This window comes from Pleomorphomonas sp. JP5 (genome assembly GCF_023721815.1).
Taxonomy (GTDB): Bacteria; Pseudomonadota; Alphaproteobacteria; order Rhizobiales; family Pleomorphomonadaceae; genus Pleomorphomonas.
In genome coordinates, this window is record NZ_JAMDLI010000008.1 from 290521 (window position 1) to 310515 (window position 19995).

Annotated in this window: 24 protein-coding genes and 3 tRNA genes; 10 read left to right on the forward strand and 17 right to left on the reverse strand. The window is 66.6% G+C overall.

Going from position 1 to position 19995, the window contains the following annotated elements; all coding sequences use genetic code 11:
• From M4J40_RS12630 to M4J40_RS12650, 5 genes are all read left to right on the forward strand, one after another.
• Positions 1 to 360, forward strand: a complete 360-nt coding sequence (locus tag M4J40_RS12630) for a hypothetical protein (protein WP_251754504.1) — start codon at positions 1 to 3, stop codon at positions 358 to 360.
• Positions 357 to 1169 carry a recombinase RecT gene (locus tag M4J40_RS12635; protein ID WP_251754505.1) on the forward strand — a complete coding sequence of 271 codons (813 nt, stop codon included), beginning with the start codon at positions 357 to 359 and terminating at the stop codon, positions 1167 to 1169. Before M4J40_RS12630 ends, M4J40_RS12635 begins: the two co-directional genes overlap by 4 nt.
• On the forward strand, positions 1169 to 1558 hold the full coding sequence (locus M4J40_RS12640; RefSeq protein ID WP_251754506.1) for a recombination protein NinB: 390 nt from the start codon (positions 1169 to 1171) through the stop codon (positions 1556 to 1558). Before M4J40_RS12635 ends, M4J40_RS12640 begins: the two co-directional genes overlap by 1 nt.
• Complete coding sequence (locus M4J40_RS12645; protein ID WP_251754507.1) at positions 1555 to 1929, forward strand: HNH endonuclease; 375 nt, start codon at positions 1555 to 1557, stop codon at positions 1927 to 1929. Before M4J40_RS12640 ends, M4J40_RS12645 begins: the two co-directional genes overlap by 4 nt.
• Before the next feature lie 205 nt (positions 1930 to 2134).
• The gene (locus M4J40_RS12650) at positions 2135 to 3286 is read left to right on the forward strand and encodes a hypothetical protein (RefSeq protein WP_251754508.1); all 1152 of its coding nucleotides are present in this window, start codon (positions 2135 to 2137) and stop codon (positions 3284 to 3286) included.
• A 71-nt stretch (positions 3287 to 3357) separates the two neighbouring features.
• Here M4J40_RS12650 and M4J40_RS12655 read toward each other — a convergent pair.
• From M4J40_RS12655 to M4J40_RS12680, 6 genes are all read right to left on the reverse strand, one after another.
• Positions 3358 to 3431, reverse strand: a tRNA-Gly gene (locus M4J40_RS12655).
• Between the two features lie 37 nt (positions 3432 to 3468).
• Positions 3469 to 4506 (reverse strand): alanine--glyoxylate aminotransferase family protein, encoded by a 1038-nt coding sequence (locus tag M4J40_RS12660; RefSeq protein WP_251754509.1) that lies wholly within the window; start codon positions 4504 to 4506, stop codon positions 3469 to 3471.
• Positions 4503 to 5288, reverse strand: a complete 786-nt coding sequence (locus M4J40_RS12665; RefSeq protein WP_251754510.1) for a dipeptide/oligopeptide/nickel ABC transporter ATP-binding protein — start codon at positions 5286 to 5288, stop codon at positions 4503 to 4505. The genes M4J40_RS12660 and M4J40_RS12665 overlap by 4 nt, the downstream gene beginning before the upstream one ends.
• On the reverse strand, positions 5285 to 6067 hold the full coding sequence (locus M4J40_RS12670) for an ABC transporter ATP-binding protein (protein ID WP_251754511.1): 783 nt from the start codon (positions 6065 to 6067) through the stop codon (positions 5285 to 5287). The genes M4J40_RS12665 and M4J40_RS12670 overlap by 4 nt, the downstream gene beginning before the upstream one ends.
• Entirely contained in the window at positions 6064 to 6891 is an 828-nt protein-coding gene (locus M4J40_RS12675; RefSeq protein ID WP_251754512.1) for an ABC transporter permease, read from the reverse strand. The genes M4J40_RS12670 and M4J40_RS12675 overlap by 4 nt, the downstream gene beginning before the upstream one ends.
• Positions 6888 to 7877 (reverse strand): ABC transporter permease subunit, encoded by a 990-nt coding sequence (locus tag M4J40_RS12680; protein WP_251754513.1) that lies wholly within the window; start codon positions 7875 to 7877, stop codon positions 6888 to 6890. Before M4J40_RS12680 ends, M4J40_RS12675 begins: the two co-directional genes overlap by 4 nt.
• A 188-nt stretch (positions 7878 to 8065) precedes the next feature.
• Here M4J40_RS12680 and M4J40_RS12685 point away from each other — a divergent pair, with 188 nt between their 5' ends.
• Complete coding sequence (locus M4J40_RS12685; RefSeq protein ID WP_251754514.1) at positions 8066 to 8479, forward strand: GNAT family N-acetyltransferase; 414 nt, start codon at positions 8066 to 8068, stop codon at positions 8477 to 8479.
• 15 nt (positions 8480 to 8494) lie between these two features.
• On the opposite strand, the gene M4J40_RS12690 is transcribed toward M4J40_RS12685, so the two are convergent.
• Positions 8495 to 8569: transfer RNA gene (locus M4J40_RS12690), tRNA-Thr, on the reverse strand.
• Between the two features lie 56 nt (positions 8570 to 8625).
• Positions 8626 to 9462: an RNA methyltransferase gene (locus M4J40_RS12695; RefSeq protein WP_251754515.1), complete on the reverse strand. Its 837-nt coding sequence runs from the start codon at positions 9460 to 9462 to the stop codon at positions 8626 to 8628.
• Between the two features lie 211 nt (positions 9463 to 9673).
• Between M4J40_RS12695 and M4J40_RS12700 the strand changes: the two genes are divergently transcribed.
• Positions 9674 to 9758: transfer RNA gene (locus M4J40_RS12700), tRNA-Tyr, on the forward strand.
• A gap of 247 nt (positions 9759 to 10005) precedes the next feature.
• Positions 10006 to 10644, forward strand: a complete 639-nt coding sequence (locus M4J40_RS12705) for a hypothetical protein (protein WP_251754516.1) — start codon at positions 10006 to 10008, stop codon at positions 10642 to 10644.
• A 46-nt stretch (positions 10645 to 10690) separates the two neighbouring features.
• Here the strand turns inward: M4J40_RS12705 and M4J40_RS12710 are convergent, their stop codons facing one another.
• The 3 genes from M4J40_RS12710 to M4J40_RS12720 are packed head-to-tail and all read right to left on the reverse strand — an operon-like array spanning position 10691 to position 13214.
• Positions 10691 to 11407 (reverse strand): ABC transporter ATP-binding protein, encoded by a 717-nt coding sequence (locus tag M4J40_RS12710; RefSeq protein WP_251754517.1) that lies wholly within the window; start codon positions 11405 to 11407, stop codon positions 10691 to 10693.
• Entirely contained in the window at positions 11407 to 12234 is an 828-nt protein-coding gene (locus M4J40_RS12715) for an ABC transporter permease (RefSeq protein WP_251754518.1), read from the reverse strand. Before M4J40_RS12715 ends, M4J40_RS12710 begins: the two co-directional genes overlap by 1 nt.
• The gene (locus M4J40_RS12720; protein WP_251754519.1) at positions 12231 to 13214 is read right to left on the reverse strand and encodes an ABC transporter substrate-binding protein; all 984 of its coding nucleotides are present in this window, start codon (positions 13212 to 13214) and stop codon (positions 12231 to 12233) included. The genes M4J40_RS12715 and M4J40_RS12720 overlap by 4 nt, the downstream gene beginning before the upstream one ends.
• Here M4J40_RS12720 and M4J40_RS12725 point away from each other — a divergent pair.
• Entirely contained in the window at positions 13213 to 13716 is a 504-nt protein-coding gene (locus M4J40_RS12725; protein ID WP_251754520.1) for a hypothetical protein, read from the forward strand. The genes M4J40_RS12720 and M4J40_RS12725 overlap by 2 nt on opposite strands.
• A gap of 142 nt (positions 13717 to 13858) precedes the next feature.
• Here the strand turns inward: M4J40_RS12725 and M4J40_RS12730 are convergent, their stop codons facing one another.
• The 4 genes from M4J40_RS12730 to M4J40_RS12745 form a co-directional block, all read right to left on the reverse strand.
• Positions 13859 to 14638, reverse strand: a complete 780-nt coding sequence (locus M4J40_RS12730) for an anti-sigma factor (protein ID WP_251754521.1) — start codon at positions 14636 to 14638, stop codon at positions 13859 to 13861.
• Entirely contained in the window at positions 14635 to 15141 is a 507-nt protein-coding gene (locus tag M4J40_RS12735; protein ID WP_251754522.1) for a sigma-70 family RNA polymerase sigma factor, read from the reverse strand. Before M4J40_RS12735 ends, M4J40_RS12730 begins: the two co-directional genes overlap by 4 nt.
• 134 nt (positions 15142 to 15275) lie before the next feature.
• On the reverse strand, positions 15276 to 15668 hold the full coding sequence (locus M4J40_RS12740; RefSeq protein ID WP_251754523.1) for a hypothetical protein: 393 nt from the start codon (positions 15666 to 15668) through the stop codon (positions 15276 to 15278).
• A gap of 125 nt (positions 15669 to 15793) precedes the next feature.
• A complete protein-coding gene (locus M4J40_RS12745) occupies positions 15794 to 16471 on the reverse strand; it encodes a phosphoribosyltransferase (protein ID WP_251754524.1) in 678 nt (225 codons plus the stop codon).
• Between the two features lie 255 nt (positions 16472 to 16726).
• On the opposite strand from M4J40_RS12745, the gene M4J40_RS12750 reads away from it, so the two are divergent.
• The gene (locus tag M4J40_RS12750; protein WP_251754525.1) at positions 16727 to 18331 is read left to right on the forward strand and encodes an ABC transporter substrate-binding protein; all 1605 of its coding nucleotides are present in this window, start codon (positions 16727 to 16729) and stop codon (positions 18329 to 18331) included.
• Between the two features lie 31 nt (positions 18332 to 18362).
• Here the strand turns inward: M4J40_RS12750 and moaA are convergent, their stop codons facing one another.
• Positions 18363 to 19370, reverse strand: a complete 1008-nt coding sequence (gene moaA, locus M4J40_RS12755) for a GTP 3',8-cyclase MoaA (protein ID WP_251754526.1) — start codon at positions 19368 to 19370, stop codon at positions 18363 to 18365.
• Between the two features lie 105 nt (positions 19371 to 19475).
• On the reverse strand, positions 19476 to 19958 hold the full coding sequence (locus M4J40_RS12760; RefSeq protein ID WP_311134145.1) for an Lrp/AsnC family transcriptional regulator: 483 nt from the start codon (positions 19956 to 19958) through the stop codon (positions 19476 to 19478).
• Positions 19959 to 19995 lie beyond the last annotated feature (37 nt).

Here is a 19995-nt window from a genome sequence, read left to right on the forward strand (position 1 = left end):
ATGCCCGAGGAGCGAACAGGCGACGCGTATGCTTACTGGCGCGCCGCGCTTGCCTTGGCGGGCGACGGTGGCCGGCTGACACGGCAACAGGTCACCGAGATCGGGCCGCTTACCGCCGATCCCAGGTGCGGCTTCTGGCGCAAGCGCGTCAAAGAAACCGTCAACGGGAAGCGCGTTCAACGCCCTTCCCTCCCTGTTGCCATCTGGTCGACCCCAGAAGGGTTTCAGTGCCTCGTCAACGGCAAACCGGCCGAGGCCAGCGCGCTGTGGAGCTGGGTCTGCACCACTCCGATTTCCGAACAGACTTACCGCGCCGTGGCTGAGCGCCGCGAATGGTGGCCGGAAGGAACTGACAGATGAATGAAGTTGCGACGGTCGAGCACGGCCGGAAGTCCGTCCTCGTCGACATGGCCAACCGCTACGGCATGGAGCCGAAGGTCTTTGCCGACACGCTGCGGGCGACGGTGGTTCCCAAGGAGATCACCAACGAGCAGTTCGCCGCCTTCGTGCTGGTCGCCAAGCAATACGACCTCAACCCGATCCTGAAGGAGATCTTCGCCTTTCCAACGAAGGGCGGCGGCATTCAGCCCATCGTCTCCATCGACGGATGGGCGAACCTCATCAACTCGCATCCGGCTATGGACGGGATGGAGTTCGCCGACGAGCTGAACGACAAAGGCGCGTTGGTCTCGATCACCTGTCGGATCTACCGAAAGGACCGCTCGCACCCGGTCGCCGCGACCGAGTACATGGCCGAGTGCGTACGGAACACCGACACGTGGCGCCAGTGGCCCCGGCGCATGCTTCGCCACAAGGCGATGATCCAGGCGGCCCGCTACGCCTTCGGCTTCGCCGGCATCATCGACCCTGACGAGTGGGACCGCTCGCCCGAGAAGGCCGACGAGACGGTGAAAGCGCCGCCGGCACCGCCCGCGCCCGCTGCCCCAGCCGTCCCGGTGATCGACGCCAAGCCCGAACCGGAGCCAGAGACTGCCCGCCCGCCGGTCGCATGGTTCGAACAGCTTGAAGCCGCAATGCAGGAAGGCGACGTCGCCCAAGTCTGGGCAGACTTCGACGTGGATCGCATTTGCGCCGACGCCGAAGACCGAAATGTCGCGCTCGCCATTGCTCGCAGGTTCGATGCGAACTGGCTGACAGAGGAGGCGTGATGTCGCGCGCCCTCCTCGTCCTGGCGAACGACGTGATCCGTCTCAGGGCCATTGAGTGGATCAAGAAGGCACCGCCGGAAACTCGCGTGGAGTTCAAGGCCCCGCAACGGACGCTCGACCAGAACGCTCGCATGTGGGCGATGCTGACCGACGTTGCCCAACAGCTTCCGTGGCACGGCCAGAAGCTATCGGCCGACGACTGGAAGCTCCTCTTCCTCGATGCCCTGAACTCCGAAATCCGCTTTGTGCCGAACATCGAGGGCAAGGGCTTCGTGAACTTGGGGCGCTCCTCGTCGGACCTGTCGAAGGGCGAGATGGCCGACCTCATGGCTCTCATCGAAGCCTTCGGCTCCAACCATGGCGTTACCTTCCACTGGAGGGAGCCATGACCGGCCGGACCACGGATGAATGGATCGGTGCGACGCCGGACACGGCGATCCCGCCGCGTGTCCGCGTCCGCGTGTTCGAGCGCGCCGGTGGCCGCTGCGAGATATGCGGACGCAAGCTCGGGCCGGCCGACCGCTGGCAGGCCGACCACACCATCGCCCTCGTCAACGGCGGCGAGAACCGGGAACGAAATCTCCGCGTCGCCTGCGATTGGTGCCACGGCGAGAAGACCAAAACGGACGTAGCCGAGAAGGCAATCATCCACCGCAAGCGGGCCAAGCACATCGGCGCGAAGCCGAAAAAGCCGTGGTCGAAGTGGAGAAAACGGATGGACGGCACTGTCGAACTCAGAACCGTAGAAAGGGAAAACTGATGGCGCGCCCCTCGCTTCGCCAATCCGATTTCGTGCGCGTCATGCGCGCCGCCGACCGAACAGGGTCCCGGCTCCAAATCGACATGAAGACGCTGACGGTCCTCGTGATCCCACCCACGGAAGTCGCCAGCCTTGATCTACCCATGCGAGACGATTCCGCTCCGCCTCTGGGTGCCTTCGTCCCCGATGGGCAGGAGAACTTTGAATGAGAAACGACCGGCCGGGTTACACCTCTCGGCGAAACAGAGACGGGACGCTTGTCCGCTACTGGAGCCCGCAACGGGCGGTAGCCGGTGCACCGCCAGTTTTGCCACGCTTCCGTTTTCCTGACGACATGAGCGACGACCAAGTCGCCGCTGAGTGTCGCCGACGGACTGACGAACTCGCCGCGGAACTTCGCAGCCTTGGCGCTCCGCCGCGCTACGACGGGACACTTGGATCCCTGATCAAGATCTACCGCTTCGACAAAACGAGCTCGATCCACAAGGTCAAGCACTCGACCCGGATACGCGACTACGAGCCGAGCCTACGGGTTCTCGCGGCCAGCGTCGGCGCCCGGCGCATTGACGTCCTCAAACGCTCTGACTTCGTCCGCTGGTATGATGGATGGTGGAAGAAGGGGCAGCGTCGCGCAGCCGGAGCGATGAAGCTCCTCCGGATCGTGCTCAGCTACGGTGCCGGTGAGCGGCTTCCAGGGTGCGCCATCGCCCGAGACATCCTCTCGGATATGCGGTTCGAGCAGCCCAAGCCCCGCACTGTCGCAATGACCTATGACCAGTGTCTCGCCATTGTCAGGCAGTCCGCCATAGAGGGCTATCCCTCGATCGGCTTTGTCGAGGCCCTGAAGTTCGAAACAGCCTTGCGTCGGATCGATGTCATCGGCGAGTGGGCACCGCCGCCAGAAGGTGGCCCGTTCCGTTGGCAGGGCCTCACGACCAAGAACCTGAAGGACGGCATCCTCACCCTAAGCACGAGCAAGACCGGAGCCGCTGTAACGCGAGACCTGAGTTTGCTCCCGCTCGTCGTCGAAGCCCTCAAGGCATACAGGATACCTGACATTGGCCCAGTGGTGATCTGCGAGGACACAGGGCAACCGTGGTGGGACAACCGATACACGACGCGCTTCCGAGCGATCCGCAATGCTGCCGGCGTACCCTCAACTGTCTGGTCCATGGACACACGCGCTGGCGCTGTGACCGAAACGGTGGACGCTATGGGCTCGATTGAGGCCGCCCGGGATCTCGCAACACATACGACGATCAAAATGACGAAACGCTACAGCCGAGGTGATGGGCTAGAGCAAAGTCGCAAGATTGCCAAGGCGAGAGTCGCAGCAAGAACGTCAAACGGCGAGTGACACGGCAGTGACACGAGTGACACGGCAGCTCAACGGTAGGTCTGCAACCCATTGTAATATATGGGAAAAACTGGAGCGGGTGAAGGGAATCGAACCCTCGTATTCAGCTTGGAAGGCTGCTGCTCTACCATTGAGCTACACCCGCTTCGAGGCGGGATGTTTAGGGAGACGCGGGCAGCTTGTCAACGGCGGAGGGCGGCGGCGAGGACCGAGATCATCGCGTGAACCACAGCCGGGTCGGCGCGGCGGCCAGTGTGGTTGAGGCGGATGAGGCGTTCAGCGCCGGGCCCGACGCCGAAGGAGAAGTCGGGATCGGCGGCCCGCAGGGTTTCGAGGAGGTGAAGGGCGTCGATCCCCTCGGGGACCGCGAAGGCGGTGACGAGGTTGGAGGCATCCTCGGCGCGCGCCCATGGGGCAAGGCCGAGCGCTTCCAGGCCGTCCCGCGCGGCGGCGGCGGCCTCGCCATGCCGGTCGATGAGGCGCTCCATTCCCTCCGCCTCGACGCGATCGAGGGCGGCGGCGAGCGCCCAGAGCTCCAGCGGCGACGGCGTACCCGGCAGTGCGCCACGACCGATATCCAGCCACAGGCGCTTCTGGTCGACGAGCGATAGCGTAGAGGTCTGCGGCGCGTCCGGACGATCGATCTCGGCCCAGGCGCGCTTGCTGACGGCGACGGCGGAAAAGCCGGCCGGCCCGGCCAGCGCCTTCTGCGGCCCGACCACGACGACATCGGCACGCAAGGCATCGGCGGAGAAATCGTGGCCGCCCAGCGAGGCCACCGCATCGACGATGGTGAGGACGCCGCGCTCGCGCGCAAGGAGCTGGATGGCCTCCAGTGGGTTGCGGATGCCGCTGGCCGACTCCGCGTGGACCACCGCCAACAGGTTCGCGTCGGGATGGGCGTCGAGCGCCGCCTCGACCGCCCGCGCGCTGACCGGCCGCGCCGCCTCGGCGCGAATCTCCACCACGCTGGCACCGGCCCGGCGCAGCCAGCGCCCGAACCAGGCGCCATAGGGGCTGGTGACGATGTTGACGGCCTTGACGCCGGGGCGACCGAGGCTCGCGGCCACCGCCTCCAGCGCCACCACCGCCTCGGCTTGAACCAGAAGCACGTCGCCGGAGGCGCCAATCAGGCGCGCCAGACGGTCGGCGAGGCCGGCCACTCGCTCGGCGGGAAACGGCGGCGTATCGAGGAGAAGCTTGGGGTCGAAGTCGTTCATGCCTGAGGGTTTCCCTTGAGGGCCGGCACCGCGCCGATCAGTTCCCTGAGTGTGTCGGAGGCCGGCGCGGCGATCACGGCCGCCGCCGGTCCCTCCTCGACAATGCGTCCGGCGGCCATCACCGCGATGCGGTGCGACACGGCGCGGATCACGGCAAGGTCGTGCGAAATGAACAGGTAGGCGACGCCGGTCTCCCGCTGCACGTCGACAAGAAGTTCCAGAATGCGGCCACGCACCGACACGTCGAGCGCCGAGGCCGCTTCGTCGAGGACAATCAGGCGCGGCTGCACGGCGATGGCGCGGGCGATGGCCACTCTCTGGCGCTGGCCGCCGGAGATGTCGCGGATCGACCGCTCTTCGAGGCCGGACGGCAGGCCGACCCGCTCGATCAGTTGCCCCACCTCGGCGCGGCGCTTTTCCCTGGGCACCACGGCGTGAATGCGCAGTGCGTCGGCAATGACCCCACCGACGGTGGCGCGGGGATTGAAGGCGGCCAACGGGTCCTGAAACACCATCTGCAGATGGCGGCGCGCCGCGCGCAGCCGACCACCGGAAAGCGCCAGCCAGTCGTCGCCCATGAAGGCGATGGAGCCGCTCTCCGGTGGCACGAGCCGGGTGAGAACGCGCGCCAGCGTCGACTTGCCGCAGCCGGAGCCGCCGACGAGCCCGAGCGTTTCCCCCGGCGCGATGGAGAGCGACACACCGTCGAGCGCGGCGACACGGCGGCGACCGCTGGTGAAAGCGCGACTGAGGTCGTGAGCGACGAGCAGCGGCGCCGTCATGGTGCGCCTCCCACCAGCGGCGGGGTGGCAAGATCGATATGGGCGGCGATCAGCGCGGCCGTCTCGGCAGCCTTGGGTGCGGCCACCACCTCGGCGGTCGGCCCGAGTTCGACCAGCCGGCCACCGGCCATCACGGCCAGCCGGTCGGCAATGCCTGAGGCCAGCGCCAGATCGTGGGTGACGAAGACCAGCGTCATGCCGTCGGCCCGGACCAGTTCGACCAAGAGATCGACGATGGCCGCCTGCACGACGACATCAAGCGCCGAAGTGACCTCGTCGGCGACCAGAAGGCGTGGTCGGGCGGCGATCGCCCCGGCGATCGCCACGCGTTGCCGCTGCCCGCCAGAGAGCTGATGGGGATAGGCGTGCGCCAGACGCTCCGGCTCGGGCAGGTGCACGCGGGAAAGCAGGCGCGCCGCCTCCGCCTCGGCCGCGGCGCGGCTAAGCCCGAGATGGCGGCGTGCGCCCTCGCCCACTTGTTCGCCGACGGTGAGTACCGGATTGAGGCTGGAACCGGGGTCCTGGAAGACATAGCCGATGTCGCGGCCGGCGCGCGGCGCGCCATCAAGCCCCGGCCAGCCGATGGCGCCCGACAGCCTGGCCCGCTCGGGCAAGAGGCCGGCAAGCGCCCGCACCAGCGTCGACTTGCCCGAGCCGCTTTCGCCGATGATGGCAAGGATCTCGCCCGAGGCGATGTCGAGCGACACGCCGGAGAGCGAGGGCGGCGACGCGCGGTGGTAGGCGACGGTAAGGTCGGTGAGGCTGGCGAGCATGGTCATCGCTGCCCTCCCCGCCCCAGCGCTTCGCCGGCCGCCTCGCTGACGAGGTAAACGGCGAGAACGGCAACGACGAGGCCGATGCCGGGGATCACCGACAGGAAAGGCGCGGCGCGCAGCACGTTGCGCCCTTCCGAAATCATCGACCCCCAGGTGACCACGTTGGGGTCGCCGAGGCCAAGGAAGGACAGCGCCGCTTCAGTGAGGATGGCGGCGGCGACGATGACGGCGGCCAGCGCCAGCACCGGCGGCAGTGCGTTGGGAAGGATCTCCTTGAAGGCGATTTCCAGCGGATGCATGCCGATGACGCGGGCGGCGGCGACGTAATCGCGCTCGCGGATCGACAGCACCTCGGCGCGGACGAGGCGGGCCGGCTGCGCCCAGGACGACAGGGCGATGGCGATGATGACGGTGGTAAGCGAGCCGCCGGCCACCGACACGAAGGCCAGCGCCAGCAGGAAGCCCGGCACGATCTGGAAGGCATCGACGACGCGCATCAACGCTTCGTCGACCAGCTTGCCGGCAAAGCCGGCAATGGTGCCCACCACCGATCCCACCAGGATCGAGGCGGCGGCCGCCGCAAGACCGACGATCAACGACGTGCGGGCGCCGTGAAAGAGGCCGGCCAGCACGTCGCGGCCGAGCCGGTCAGTGCCGAGCGGCAGCGCCGGGTCGGAAAAGGGCGGCAGCAGCGCCGGGCCGGCAATGCGCAGCGGATCGCCGGGGAACAGCCATGGCGCCAGGAGCGCGGCGGCGGCGATGGCGGCCAGTAGCACGAGGCCGACGGCGCCGGTGGGGATGGACATCAGACGGCGCAGAAAGCTCATGCCGCGCCCTCCGAGGCGCCGATGCGCGGATCGAGCACGGCATAGAGGAGGTCGACCACGAGGTTGACGAGGATCACCAGCACCGCCGACGTCAGGATGATGCCGATCAGGAGCGGCGCGTCGCGCCCGGCCACCGCCTCCTGCGCAAGGCGTCCGAAGCCGGGGATGGCGAACACGCTCTCGATCACCACCGATCCCCCAAGCATGCCGGCCGATTGCAGGCCGAGCACCGTGACGACCGGCAGCAGCGCCGCCCGCGCCACGTGCCGCCATACGATGCGGCGTCGGGTGAGCCCCTTGGCACGGGCCGCCAGCACGAAATCCTGCCGCCAGATCTCTGCCATGGCGGAGCGCATGACGCGCAGGAACAAAGCCAGATAGATGAAGCCCAGCGCGGCGACCGGCAGCGCCAGATGGCGGGCGATGTCGACGGCGCGGGCAAGGCCGTGCTTGCCGGAGGCGATGGTCTCGATGCCGGCGATGGGTAGCCACCTCAGCGACACCGAGAAGACCAGCACCAGCACGAGGCCGAGCCAGAAGCCCGGGATGGCATAGAGCGTCAGCGCGCCGATGGAGAGCACCCGGTCGCGGAAGGAGCCGGGCCGGCCGCCGGCAACGACGCCGAGCAGCGAGCCGAGCCCGAAGGACAGCGCGGTGGCCGAGCCCATCAGCAGCAGCGTCGTCGGCAGTCGCTCGGCGATGAGCGCCAAGACCGGCCGCTCGAAGGCGACGGACCAGCCGAGATCGAGCCGGCCGAGCGCCGTGATGTAGAGCAACAGGCGCGAAAGGAGCGACTGGTCGAGGCCATATTGGGCGCGCAGGCTGGCGGCGAGCGCCGCGTCGCCACCGCCCGATGACAGGAGATAGGCGTCGACCGCGTCGCCCGGCGCCGCCTCAAGCATCAGAAATGTGGCGACCACGACGATCAGCAACACCGGAATGGCGCTGATGGCCCGCCGCCTGACCAGGGTCAAGGCGCGACGCACGTTTCAAGTCTCCCGGCTGCACGATCCGGCCCGGATATGCAGACATCCGGCATGACATCCTTGAAGAGCATCCGGCCGGCGGAAGGCAAGGTAAAATATTCTCCCAACAAGCCTCCGCCGCCCCTCGTCGTTGCGTCGCCTGGAGAAAACGGACACCGTCGGCGCCAAAGGATGGAGCACTGCCGCAGATGACGGATGACTACACCGTGAGTGTCGAGAGACCCAGCATTGAAGACTATTGCCGCCTGCGCCGCGTGGCCGGCCTGACGCCGCGCAGCGAAACGGCGGCCGCCGCCGGTCTGCCCAACACCGTCACGGCGGCGCTCGTCCGGCATGGCGAGCGCGTGGTCGGCATGGGGCGTGTGATGGGCGACGGGCTCTGCTACCAGATCGTCGACATCGCCGTGGAGCCCGATCACCAGGGGCGCGGCCTCGGCAAGGCGATCATGTCGGCCCTGATGGAGGAACTGCGGCAAATCGCCCCGGCGGAAGCCTACGTCAGTCTGATCGCCGACGGCGACGCCAAACACCTCTACGCCCAATATGGCTTCGAGCCGACAGCGCCCGCGTCCATCGGCATGGCGCAATGGATCGGCCGATAGATTCGTGTGGAAAAGTGGTGCCGGCGGAGAGGATCGAACTCCCGACCTTCGGTTTACAAAACCGCTGCACTACCGCTGTGCTACGCCGGCGCGGAGTTTCGAATAGCCGAACGCACGGTCAGGCGCAACCCTGACCGCACACGGCTTCAGCCGATAGCCTTGCGCACCATGTAGAGCGACAGCACGGCGGCGTTGGAGACGTTAAGGCTCTTGATCTCGCCGGGCATGTCGATGCGGGCGAGCACGTCGCAGAGTTCGCGGGTGCGCTGACGCAGCCCCTTGCCCTCGGCGCCGAGCACCAGACAGACCGGCGCGGCAAGGCGCACCTCGTCGAGCGGTTCCGGGGCTTCCGAATCGAGACCGACCACCGTGAAGCCGGCGGCCTTCATTTCTTCGAGCGTGTCGCCGAGATTGCGGACGGTGGTCACCGGCACGACGTCGAGGGCGCCGGAGGCCGATTTGGCCAGCACGCCGGATTCGGCGGCGCTGTGGCGCGTCGTGGTCAGCACGGCATCGACGGCGAAGGCGGTGGCCGAGCGCAGGATGGCGCCGACGTTATGCGGATCGGTGACCTGGTCGAGCGCCAGCACGACACGGGCGCCAGCCATTTCCAGCGTGGTCAGCGGCTTGAGCGGCTGGACCTCCAGCGCACAGCCCTGGTGCACGGCCTCGGAGCCCAGCAGCCGGTCGAGCACGTAGGGAGACGCCTCCTCGACCACGATCGGCAGCTTGCCCTCGGGAAAGCGCTCGGCAAGGCGGGCCTGCGCGTTGCGCGTTGCGAGCAGACGCAGGGCGGTTCGGCGCGGATTCCTCAGCGCGAACTCCACCGTATGCAGACCGTAGAGCCACAGCGCCTCGCCAGCCTCGCGCTCGCGCTTGGGACGGGGACGGAACTCGCGCGGGCCGGACTTGCCGTCGGGCCGCCCCTGCGGGCGGCCGGGCTTCCTGAAGGGACGCTTGGAAGAAGGTGTATCGTCGGACATGCCGCGCTTATAGCCGTGGCGTCCGGCCGGCGCCAGAGGCGCGGCTTTTTCTTCGCCAGCCGTCCTCGACCCACCCGCGCGTTTCCGCCTTCCGTCTGGGGACAATCGCATTGTCGACAAAACAATCGGGCCATGGGGTTGACAGCGCCCGGCATGGTCGCCATAAGAGCGCCCGTTCAGCCAACGCCTTCGGGCACCGGCGGAGCGGGATGGGAGAATGTCCCGAGCGGCAAAGGGGGCGGACTGTAAATCCGCTGGCTAGGCCTTCGTAGGTTCGAGTCCTACTTCTCCCACCATCTCATTTTCCTTTGCATCGATTTCCGAGTTTGTTTTTGCAAACGGGCGAGCGGTCGACCTTGGCCCTTCGCACGGCAGCTGGCATGCCTTGGCGCGGCAAACCTGTCCGGAGCCCGGCGGACCTGGTGCCCGGTCGACGAATGGGGACACTTCCAGGCTGCAAATCGTTGATCTGAGCGCAGATTAAAGGTTGTGACTCACTCGGCAACGTGTAGTTTGTCGCCACTATCAGTACGAGTATGAGTCATGCTCGATGTTTTCGACTGCGCGATCAGCGCATGGTCCGACGCCAAGCCAACCGACGCGAAATCCGCCCAGCTCGTCGTAGACAAACTCGGGCAGCCGGCAGACCAGTCGACGAACATCACTTTCCTGCAAGTGGCCGTGGACGATCCCTACGATTTCCGCTGCGAGGCTCGCCGTCACAACGTGGACATGCGCTCGGAGTGGACTCGACTGGGCGAGTATGCCGACAGCGATTACGTCCTGTCCTTCCTCGTGCCGTTCTACCTCGACGCCCGCGAAAGCTCGAGTCCGAGCACAGATACCGTTCAGGCCAAGATCCAGGACGTCTTCGCCATTTACGACCGGCTGCTACTGCCCTGTGGCGGCAACGGTCGCCGCGCCGAGTTCCTGCTGTCGTTCACCAGGACTCGGCTCGTCGTTCCGCTGGCACCCAGACTTCAGCCGGTTTCCGGCGAAGACTCGATCGTCTTGTCCCTCCTGGCCCAGGGTCATTCACGAACCGCCGTCGCCGCCCGTCTCAAGCTGTCGGTCCGAACGGTCGATGCCATTCTGGATCGACTGTGCAAGGCTTTTGGCGCATCGACCGAGGCCCAGCTTGTCGCCATGACCATCGCGCAGGAACTCGTCCGCGCGAGGTAGGCCACCTCTTGCCGGCTCTGTTCCAGTCGATCATCCCGGCAACCGACTACGCCCCCAATCCCACAATCACCGACTCCAGCTCCGGTCGGGTAGAAAGAGCGGCGGCGGCTTCCCAGACGGCGGAGAGGCGGTCTGGTGGAGTTTGGCGGAGGTCGGCGACGATGCGGGCCGGGCGGCCGGCCAGGACGACGATGCGGTCGGCGAGGCTGACGGCTTCGGTGAGGTCGTGGGTGACGAAAAGGACCGCCACGCCGGTTTCGCTGGCAAGGCGACGCACCTCGACCTGAAGGTTGCGCCTCAGGCCAAGGTCGAGCGAAGCGAAAGGTTCGTCCATCAGCACCAGATCGGCCCCGGTGGCGAAGGCTCGGGCGATGGCGACGCGGGCGCGCATGCCGCCCGACAGCTGTCTCGGTCGCTTGCCCATGTCGCCCTCGCCGAAGCCGAGACGCCGGAGCCAGGCGGCGGCGATCTCGGCCCGCCGGGGGGATTCCTCGCCTTCCAGCACCAGGGCGACGTTACCGAGGGCGGTCGCCCAGGGCATCAGGCGCGGCTCCTGGAACACCATGGCCGTGCTGGCAAAGCCGTTATTCACCCTGCCCGACCAGGGCTGGGTGAGCCCGGCTGAAAGGCGCAGCACCGACGTCTTTCCAACGCCGGAGGCGCCGAGCATGACAACCAGCTGACCGGGTGGAATGGTGAGGTCGAGCTCTTCGAGAACCGATTGATGCCCGGCCTGCCAGGTGGCTTTCTCAAACCGTAGCATCAGCCTCGTTCCTTGGCGTAGCCGATGCCGACGCAGGTTGGTCCGGTGGCGCGGGCGGTGGTGTCCGCTGCCCGGTTGCCGCGAATCCAGCGCCGGAGCGGGCCGAGCAGCAGGCCGTCGGTCACCAGCAGGAAGACGACGACGAGCCAGATCCAGGCCATCGCCTCGGCGAGGTCGAGATGGGCGCGGGCGGTGGCGAAGGCGCCGCCGACGCCGCTACCGTCGCCCAGCACCTCGGCCGTCAGCGCCACTTTCCAGGCGAGGGCGAAGGTGGTGGAAAGGGCTGGCGCCACGTGGACCGCCAGCTCCGGCAACAGCAGGCGGAAGAAACGGGTGCGGCGCGACAGCCTGAAGACGTCGGCCATCTCGACGAGCCCCCGGTCGCGCGCCTCCACGCCTTGCAATGTCGAGGCGAACAGGATCGGCGCGGTCGTCACCGTCACGGTGAACAGCGGACTGAACAGGCCCGGGCCGAACCACAGCAGCGCCAGCACAACCCAGGCGACCGGTGGAATGCCCAGAACCGTGACGGCCATCGGACGCAGCGTGGCGCCGACCGACGGTCGCAGACCGCCCGCCAGTCCGAGACCGAAGCCGATCGCCGTGCCCAGGGCGGCACCGCCCACGGCGTGCAGCAGCGTGGTTCCGAGCTCCCGACCGACGCTGCCAGAGGCGAGCAGGGCGAGGAAGGCCCCGGCCGTATCGCCCAGCGACGGCAGCACGAACGGGCCGGAGACCCGGTTGACCACGCTCCAGCCGACGGCCAGCAGCAGCAGGCCGAGGCCGCCGAACAGTCCATCGCCGGCCTGGAAGCTTCGGATGCTCATCCCGGCAGGTCCATGTAGAAGTCGTCGGGCGGCAGCTTGCCGCCGAGCGAGGCCGGCTCGAGCTCCAGCAGCGCTTCGTAGAAGGCGACCAGCTCGCCCTTGACCGACGCCGCCGAGACGACGTCGATGTTGAAGTGGTCGAACGCCTTCTCGAAAAGCTGCGGCTTCATGTCCATGGTCTTCTCGGCCAAGGCCGCCGCCGCCTTCCGGTCGGCGAATACATGGTCTCGCGAGGCGGCAAGCCCGCCGCCAAGGGCGGCGACCACCTCGGGAGCGGTGTCGATCAGCTTCTCGTGCAGTGCGACGGCGACCATGGGAATGCGGGCCTTGCCCTTGTGGACGCCCCAGAGGTCGTTGAGGTTGAGCACCCGCCGCAGCACCCGCCCCTTCTGCCCGGCCATCATGATGGCGGCCGTGGTCGGCGGTTCGGACAATACGGCGACGTCGACCTTGCCGGCGGCCAGCATTTGCGCCGCCTCGGGCGGGGTCTGGACATACTGCAGATCGAAGTCCTTGTCCGGGTCCATGCCCTCCATGCGGGCGATGGCGCGAAACACCAGGTCGGGCATGTCGTGGCGGAAGAAGCTCAGCACGGTCCGACCGGCAAGATCGTGCATGGTCTTGATGCCCTCGTCAGCGGCGACCACCGACAGGTGGCCCATGCCGATGATGGCGGCGAGCTTCAGCGGCATGCCGCGATTGACGAGGTTCGCCGGCACATGGCTGGGCGTGGAGTAAAGCAGACTGCTTTCCGACACGATGGCCGCCCTGAGGTCGTCGGTCGTGCGCCAGAGGCGGAAACTGGCATCCGGCGCGACCTTGGCGAGGCCGCCGTTGGCGACGAGATCGGAGAGAACGACCGTCGCCCCATTTGGCGCGCCCAGCACCTGCAAACCGTCAAGCGTACCGGCATGGGATCGGCGACTTGCCCCAAGCGCCGCCAGCGTCAGTCCAGCGCCCACAAAGGCGCGTCGCGTCATGAAAGCCATTCCGATCCCCCTTCTCGCGGAAGCGGCTCAGCGCGTCGTCCCCGGACTTGCATCCGTCGTCGAAACCAGTGTCGGGGCCGGCTGCGGAACCGCCGCATCGTTATACTATGAAGTATATAACGATGCGGCGAATGCACCGTCAATTGCAGCCGGCCCTCCGAAATGCCCATTTTCCCGCCGCTTTGCCGCTCTGGGTGCAACCCGGCGGGCGGTCTCCGCGTTGAAGGTAGAGGTGACCTTCAAGGAGACGACGATGAGAATCCGCATCATGCTCACATTGCTGATCTACCTGATCGTGCAAGGTGTCCTGTTCGGCATCGGCATGGTCATCGTCATGGCGACCCCTCTGGAAGAACAGGCGGACGTGCTGGTGCCGTGGGCTGTCGGCCTGAGCTTCATCATCGCCGTGCCCGTCGCGATGGGCATCGCCCCCAGAATGAAGGCTTGGCGCGAAATGCGCAGTCGAAGACGCACCGAGGAAACAAGGCTTTAGCGGCTTTCCAGCCGGGGCGTGGCGGCGCAGACGGCGCCGGCTAGAGCACGTCCGGCGAACTCTGGTTCGCCAATGTGCTCTATCTCTTTGTTTTCACACAACTCCGGGCGCAAAACCGGTATCCACTTTTGCTGGAGTTGCTCTAGATGTTCGCCCCGGAATCGAGGCTGCCGTAGCTTGCCTTGGCGAGCTTCGTCAGCGTTTCGCGCGGCAGACTGCCCACCAGCACGCAGCCGAGCGTTTCCACCTGCCAGGAAACCGCCGTGAGATCGCCCTTCGTCGTGAAGCGCATGGCCGCTTCGCCGCCTGCCTCGGGCACGACGTAGAGCGTCACGCGGCTACCGTCCCGGTTTTCATACATCAGCAGCGCCGCCGCGCCGCGCGCCGCCGGCAACAGGCGGCCGCCGACGAGGGAGAAGCCTTCCGGCGTGAGATCGGGGAGGATCAGGCTGCGATCGAGGCGCTTGGACAGCCACTTGGTAAGATGCGCGCCTTCCTCGCCCCCCACTTCCACCGGGTGCAGAACCTCGGGCGTGTAAAGGGTGTGGGCGGCTTCCGCCTCGCTCACCAGCGTCATCTCGGCCGCATCGGGCACGATGAGGCCACGGCCGATCCAGCCACCGCCGGCGCCGAGAACGACGAGCACAAGCGCCGCCGCCGTCGCCATCGCAACGCGGCTGATGTTTCGGCGCCGCTCGGCTGCGAGACGCCATGGCGACAGTCGCGCCGGCGGCGCTTCCTCGGCCACGTGACCGAAAAGGGAGCGCAAGGTCGCGGTCTGCGCCCGCCAGGCGGCGACGCGTTCGCGATCGCTCGGATGATCGGCGAGGTGGGCTTCGACCGCCGCCAGCCGCTCGGGCGTCAGTTCGCCGTCGACATAGGCGTTGAGGTCAGCCTCGGTGATGGTGGTCTTGCTGTTCATTTCACCGACCTCAGTCTCGGTCCCGGTCCATCAACCATGGTTCGAAGGGCTTCGCGCGCACGACCTATGCGTGACATCAGAGTGCCCACGGGGATGTCCAGAGCGCCGGCCGCCTCTGCGTAGCTCAGCCCTTCCAGCGCCACAAGCAGCAGCGCCTCGCGCTGTTCGACCGGCAGGCGATCGAGCGCCGCCGCCGTCTCGGCGAGAGCCAGGCGCGCGCCTTGCGTGGCCGGGCTTGCCGGTTCGACGGACAGAAGCTCCAGCGCTTCCGGCTCGGGTGAGCCACGCCGCTTGCGGTGGTCGTTCCGGTGGAGATTGATCATGATCTTGAACAGCCAGGGGCGGACCGGACCGATGGGCCGCCACAGGCTCTGCTTGGAAATCGCGCGCTCGAGGCAATCCTGGACGAGATCGTCGGCCCGATCGGCATTGCCGGTGAGCGCCCTTGCGTAGCGTCGCAGGGCGGGCACCAGCGTTTCGATATCGTCCAGGAAGCCCGGCATGATCGACCTTATAGCAACTCGCGAAGATGCTGACGCATCCGCTCATTGAGGCCATTGCGGATTTCTCATTTGCATCAGGTGCATGAGAAATCCGCAAGCGGAATACCAAGAGTCATTTTCAATGCTTCTTGGTATTACTCCTTGGCGAGGTGCCAGACGCCACCCACGCCGTCGCCGCTGACGTCACCCGGCTTCTTGTCGCCCTGCCAGAGGTAGAGCGGCATGCCCTTGAAGGCCCACTGCTGCGAGCCGTCCTTGCGGGTCACCAGCGAGAACTCGTCATCGGCCATGGCGCCGGCGGCGGCCGTCACCGGCGGCCACTTCACGGCGCAATCGCCATAGCAGTTGGAGACGCCGGCGGCATCCTTGTCGAAGGTATAGAGCGACATGCCCTTGGCGTCGGTCAGAACCTCGCCCTTGGCGGTGTCCATCGTCTTGATGGCGCCGGACGCATAATCCTCGGCGAAGGCCGGAACGGTGGCGGTGGCAAGGCCGGCGAGCAAAGCGGAAACGATCAGTTTGTTCATGGGGTAACCCTCCTCGGGAGACGCAGGGGATCCAGCTCCCGAAGACAACAACACCACCAGCTACGTTTTATTCCGTAGATCGCCAACTTTTTTCTCGAATGACCGATCCCGACCGCTCGCACGTCTCACGCGGCGATCCGCCAGCCGTCGTCCGCGCGCTCCAGAAGCGGCGTCGCGAACGAGCCGACGACCCGTTCCGGCCATATCGGCGACAGGTCGGCGAGCGCGGTTCGCCAGCGCTCGGTCTGAAGCATGGCGGCGCCGATCGCCACCGGCTCGACGTCGGCGGCGGCCATCAGCCGGAGGCCGGCGACGATGGAGGTGCCGGAGGAGATCACGTCGTCGACCAAGGCGACACGCCGTCCTTTGAGAAGCGGCAGCATGCGCGGGTCGACGTAAAGGCGCTTCACATGATGGGTGGTGACCGAGCTCATGGGCACCGACAGTTCCTCGACGTACCAGAACTTGCGCGACGTACCGCAGGGGACATAGCGCGAATGGCCGAGCCGTTCGGCGACGGCGGCGGCCAGCGTCAGGCCCAGCGTCGGCAGGCCGACCACCACGTCGGGCGAGAAGGGGCGCAGACGGGCGGCGAGATCGTCGGCCAGCGCCGACAGGACGGCAAAGCTCGCCTGATTGACGATCAGCGAGGCCAGCCCATGCCGGCCGTCGGCGAGTGCCCTGATCGGCAGACGAAGACCTCGGCCATCGGCCAGGCGGGCGGTATAGGCATCGGGGAAGGGTGCTCCGCCGGCATCGGCCCCGGCCGGAAGGATGGACTGCCAGTAATCGTGCGGCTGCATGCGAGGCCTCGTTTGTCGCCCCGATGTACAGGCAAGTGGCCGGCATGAAAAGCGGAACGATTTCGCGTCGGAAGGCGCCAGCCCGCGCCCTCGCAGCGAGTACATCGCCATATTTCGGCTACAGGCGAAAAATAGTTCTCGGGACCGTTGCCGCCTGCAAAATCATCCCTGTAACATCCGCCTGCGCGGATCGACAGTGTCACCACGATCGCATCCGCGACGGTTCGATCGCCGAAGCTATCGCCGGAGCCCAGCATGACCTTTGCCGCCCTTTCCCGTCGTGGCCTTCTCAAGGCCTCCCTTCTCCTCGCCGCCTCCACGGCGCTGTCGACCACCCGCCTTGTGGCGCAGGAGCCGACGCGACTGATCGTCGCCGCCGACAGCGAGCCGAAGAACCTCAACCCGGCGGTGGTCGCCTCCAACGGCGTGTTCTTCCTGTCGAGCAAAGTGATCGAGCCCTTGGCCGAAGCGTCCTTCGACGGCGAAAACGGCCTTGCGCCGCGCCTTGCCCTCTCCTGGACCGGCAGTGACGATGGCCTCTCCATCACCTTCAAGCTGCGCGAGGGCGTCAGCTGGCACGATGGCCAGCCCTTCACCTCCGAAGACGTCGCCTTCTCGGCGCTGGAGGTTTGGAAGCCGCTGCAGAACCTCGGGCGTTCGGTGTTCGCCAACCTTGAGGCGGTCGACACGCCGGACGCGCACACCGCCGTCTTCAAGTTTTCCAAGCCGACGCCGATCCAGCTCATCCGCAACGCGCTGCCGGCCGTCACCGCCGTGCTGCCCAAGCATGTGTTCGCCGACACCGACCTCAAGGCGGCGCCGACCATCGACAAGCTGGTGGGCACCGGCCCGTTCAAGTTCACCGACTACAAGCCCGGCGAGTATTACCTGCTGTCGAAGAACGACGCTTACTGGGAGAAGGACGAACCCAAGGTGGACGAGATCGTCTTCCGCGTGCTGCCTGACCGCGCGGGTGCCGGCGCGGCGCTGGAAGCCGAAGAGATCCACCTCGCCGCCTTCTCGGCCGTGCCGCTCGCCGATCTCGACCGCATATCCAAGGTGCCGGGCATCAAGGTGATCTCCAAGGGGTACGAGGCGCTGACCTACCAGCTCGTCGTCGAGATCAACCACCGCCGCAAGGAGCTCGCCGATCTCAAGGTACGGCAGGCCATCGCCCACGCCATCGATCGCGACTTCGTGGTCAACACCATCTTCCTCGGCTACGCGGCCGCCTCCACCGGCCCGGTGCCGAAGAATGCGCCGGAGTTCTACACCGGGGACGTGCCGACCTACGACTTCAGCGTCGACAAGGCCAACGCGCTGCTCGACGAGGCCGGCTACACGCGCGGCGAGGACGGCACCCGCTTCCAGCTGAAGCTGTTGCCGGCGCCCTATTTCAACGAGACGCGCCAGTTCGGCGATTATCTCCGGCAGGCGCTCGCCGCCGTCGGCATCGACGCGGTGATCGTCAACAACGACGCCGCCGCGCACATCAAGGCCGTCTATACCGACCACGCTTTCGACCTCGCCGTGGCGCCGCCGGTGTTCCGTGGCGATCCGGCCATCTCCACCACCATCCTGGTGCGCTCTGGCACGCCCGACGGCGTGCCCTTCTCCAACCAGGGCGGATATGCCAACGCCGAGCTCGACGCGCTGATCGACGAGGCAGCGGAAACGGTGGATACCGCCGCGCGCACGGATCTCTACAAGCAGTTCCAGAAAGACGTCGCCGCCGACCTGCCGCTGATCAACGTTGCCGAGTGGGGCTTCATCACCGTGGCGCGCGACAGCGTCGAGAATGTCGCCAGCAACCCGCGCTGGGCGGTGTCCAACTGGGCCGACGTGGCTTTGAAGAGCTGATGCGATAGGGAGCCTCGCAAACGGGGCTCCCCTACCCTCCGGTCGTGTTCATGTGCCGCCCCTTGACCGAAGGGATACCGGTGCGGTCGATGACGAAGTCATGGCCGCGCGGCTTGTGGGCGATGGCCTCAAGGATCGCCCCGTCGAGCAGTTCGTCGGCCTCCGAGGCGCGGAGCGGTGCCCTGAGGTCCACCTTGTCGTCCTGTCCAAGGCACATGTAGACGGTGCCGGTGCAGGTGACGCGCACCCGGTTGCAGCTTTCGCAGAAATTGTGGGTCATCGGCGTGATGAAGCCGAGGCGGCCGCCGGTCTCACGCACGGTCACGTAACGCGCCGGGCCGCCGGTGCGATAGTTCGTGTCGTCGAGCGTGAAGCGTCGGGCAAGGTTGGCCCGGACCTCGGTCAGCGGCAGATACTGCGATAGGCGGTCGCCGTCGATCTCGCCGAGCGGCATGGTCTCGATCATCGTCATGTCGAAGCCACGCCCATGCGCCCAGGCGAGCATGTCGGCCAGCTCGAACTCGTTGACGTCTCTCAGCGCCACCGTGTTGATCTTGACCTTGAGGCCGGCGCGCACCGCCGCGTCGATGCCGTAGAGAACGTTGTCGAGGTTGCCGGTGCGGGTGATCGCCTTGAACTTGTCGGCGTCGAGGCTGTCGAGCGACACGTTGATGCGGCGGACGCCGCAGGCGGCGAGCTCGTCGGCGAAACGGCCGAGCTGCGAGCCATTGGTGGTCAGCGTCACCTCGTCGAGGCTGCCGTCGTCGAGATAGCCTTTCAGAGAGCGGAACAGCGCCATGATGCCGCGCCGGACCAGCGGCTCGCCACCGGAGACGCGAATGCGGCGGACGCCGCGCCGGATGAAGGCGGCGCACAACCGGTCAAGTTCTTCCAGCGTCAGAAGGTCGCCGTGCGGCAGGAATGTCATGTCGGTGGACATGCAGTAGACGCAGCGGAAGTCGCAGCGATCGGTCACCGAGACGCGCAGATAGTCGACGCGCCGGCCGAATGGATCGATCAGGTTTGAAACGGACTGCATAGGACTGCGCTCACCTCGCCCCCGGACCGGCCGGGGCAGCGACGATAGCCCAAGCCGCCGGTCGAGGAAACCTCCAACCGGCGCTCATCTTTAGACGCATCAGACCTAGACCTGCTTGTCCTTGTCGAGCTGGATATAGGACAGCGGCAGGGCCGTGGTGTACTTGATCTGCTCCATGGCGAAGGCCGAGGAGACATCGGAAATCTCGATCTTGGCGATCAGGCGCTTGTAGAAGGCATCGTAGGCCTCGATATCCGGCACCACGACGCGCAGCAGGTAATCGACCTGCCCGCTCATGCGGTAGAACTCCACCACTTCGGGGAACTCGCGGATCAGTTCGGCGAAGCGCCGCAACCACTCTTCCGAGTGCTGGTTGGTGACGATGGAGACGAACACCGTCACCTTGGTGTTGACCGACCTGGGGTCGAGAAGCGCCACGCGGCGCAGGATGACGCCGTCTTCCTCAAGCTTCTGGATGCGGCGCCAGCAGGGCGTCGTCGACAGCCCCACCCTCTTGGCCACCTCGGCCACGGGGATGGTGGAGTCTTCCTGGAGGATCGAGAGTATTTTCCTGTCCAGCCGGTCCAACATGATCGTGCCCACCTCGATCTGAAATGACTTTCTA

Coding starts and splice junctions, on each gene's coding strand:
- M4J40_RS12645 (WP_251754507.1), top strand. CDS start 1,555: ATGACCGGCCGGACCACGGATGAATGGATCGGTGCGACGCCGGACACG.
- M4J40_RS12735 (WP_251754522.1), bottom strand. CDS start 15,141: ATGCCGGGCTTCCTGGACGATATCGAAACGCTGGTGCCCGCCCTGCGA.
- M4J40_RS12725 (WP_251754520.1), top strand. CDS start 13,213: ATGAAAGCCATTCCGATCCCCCTTCTCGCGGAAGCGGCTCAGCGCGTC.
- moaA (WP_251754526.1), bottom strand. CDS start 19,370: ATGCAGTCCGTTTCAAACCTGATCGATCCATTCGGCCGGCGCGTCGAC.
- M4J40_RS12750 (WP_251754525.1), top strand. CDS start 16,727: ATGACCTTTGCCGCCCTTTCCCGTCGTGGCCTTCTCAAGGCCTCCCTT.
- M4J40_RS12685 (WP_251754514.1), top strand. CDS start 8,066: ATGACGGATGACTACACCGTGAGTGTCGAGAGACCCAGCATTGAAGAC.
- M4J40_RS12745 (WP_251754524.1), bottom strand. CDS start 16,471: ATGCAGCCGCACGATTACTGGCAGTCCATCCTTCCGGCCGGGGCCGAT.
- M4J40_RS12695 (WP_251754515.1), bottom strand. CDS start 9,462: ATGTCCGACGATACACCTTCTTCCAAGCGTCCCTTCAGGAAGCCCGGC.
- M4J40_RS12730 (WP_251754521.1), bottom strand. CDS start 14,638: ATGAACAGCAAGACCACCATCACCGAGGCTGACCTCAACGCCTATGTC.
- M4J40_RS12705 (WP_251754516.1), top strand. CDS start 10,006: ATGCTCGATGTTTTCGACTGCGCGATCAGCGCATGGTCCGACGCCAAG.
- M4J40_RS12710 (WP_251754517.1), bottom strand. CDS start 11,407: ATGCTACGGTTTGAGAAAGCCACCTGGCAGGCCGGGCATCAATCGGTT.
- M4J40_RS12670 (WP_251754511.1), bottom strand. CDS start 6,067: ATGACCATGCTCGCCAGCCTCACCGACCTTACCGTCGCCTACCACCGC.
- M4J40_RS12630 (WP_251754504.1), top strand. CDS start 1: ATGCCCGAGGAGCGAACAGGCGACGCGTATGCTTACTGGCGCGCCGCG.
- M4J40_RS12635 (WP_251754505.1), top strand. CDS start 357: ATGAATGAAGTTGCGACGGTCGAGCACGGCCGGAAGTCCGTCCTCGTC.
- M4J40_RS12640 (WP_251754506.1), top strand. CDS start 1,169: ATGTCGCGCGCCCTCCTCGTCCTGGCGAACGACGTGATCCGTCTCAGG.
- M4J40_RS12650 (WP_251754508.1), top strand. CDS start 2,135: ATGAGAAACGACCGGCCGGGTTACACCTCTCGGCGAAACAGAGACGGG.
- M4J40_RS12740 (WP_251754523.1), bottom strand. CDS start 15,668: ATGAACAAACTGATCGTTTCCGCTTTGCTCGCCGGCCTTGCCACCGCC.
- M4J40_RS12720 (WP_251754519.1), bottom strand. CDS start 13,214: ATGACGCGACGCGCCTTTGTGGGCGCTGGACTGACGCTGGCGGCGCTT.
- M4J40_RS12660 (WP_251754509.1), bottom strand. CDS start 4,506: ATGAACGACTTCGACCCCAAGCTTCTCCTCGATACGCCGCCGTTTCCC.
- M4J40_RS12665 (WP_251754510.1), bottom strand. CDS start 5,288: ATGACGGCGCCGCTGCTCGTCGCTCACGACCTCAGTCGCGCTTTCACC.
- M4J40_RS12675 (WP_251754512.1), bottom strand. CDS start 6,891: ATGAGCTTTCTGCGCCGTCTGATGTCCATCCCCACCGGCGCCGTCGGC.
- M4J40_RS12715 (WP_251754518.1), bottom strand. CDS start 12,234: ATGAGCATCCGAAGCTTCCAGGCCGGCGATGGACTGTTCGGCGGCCTC.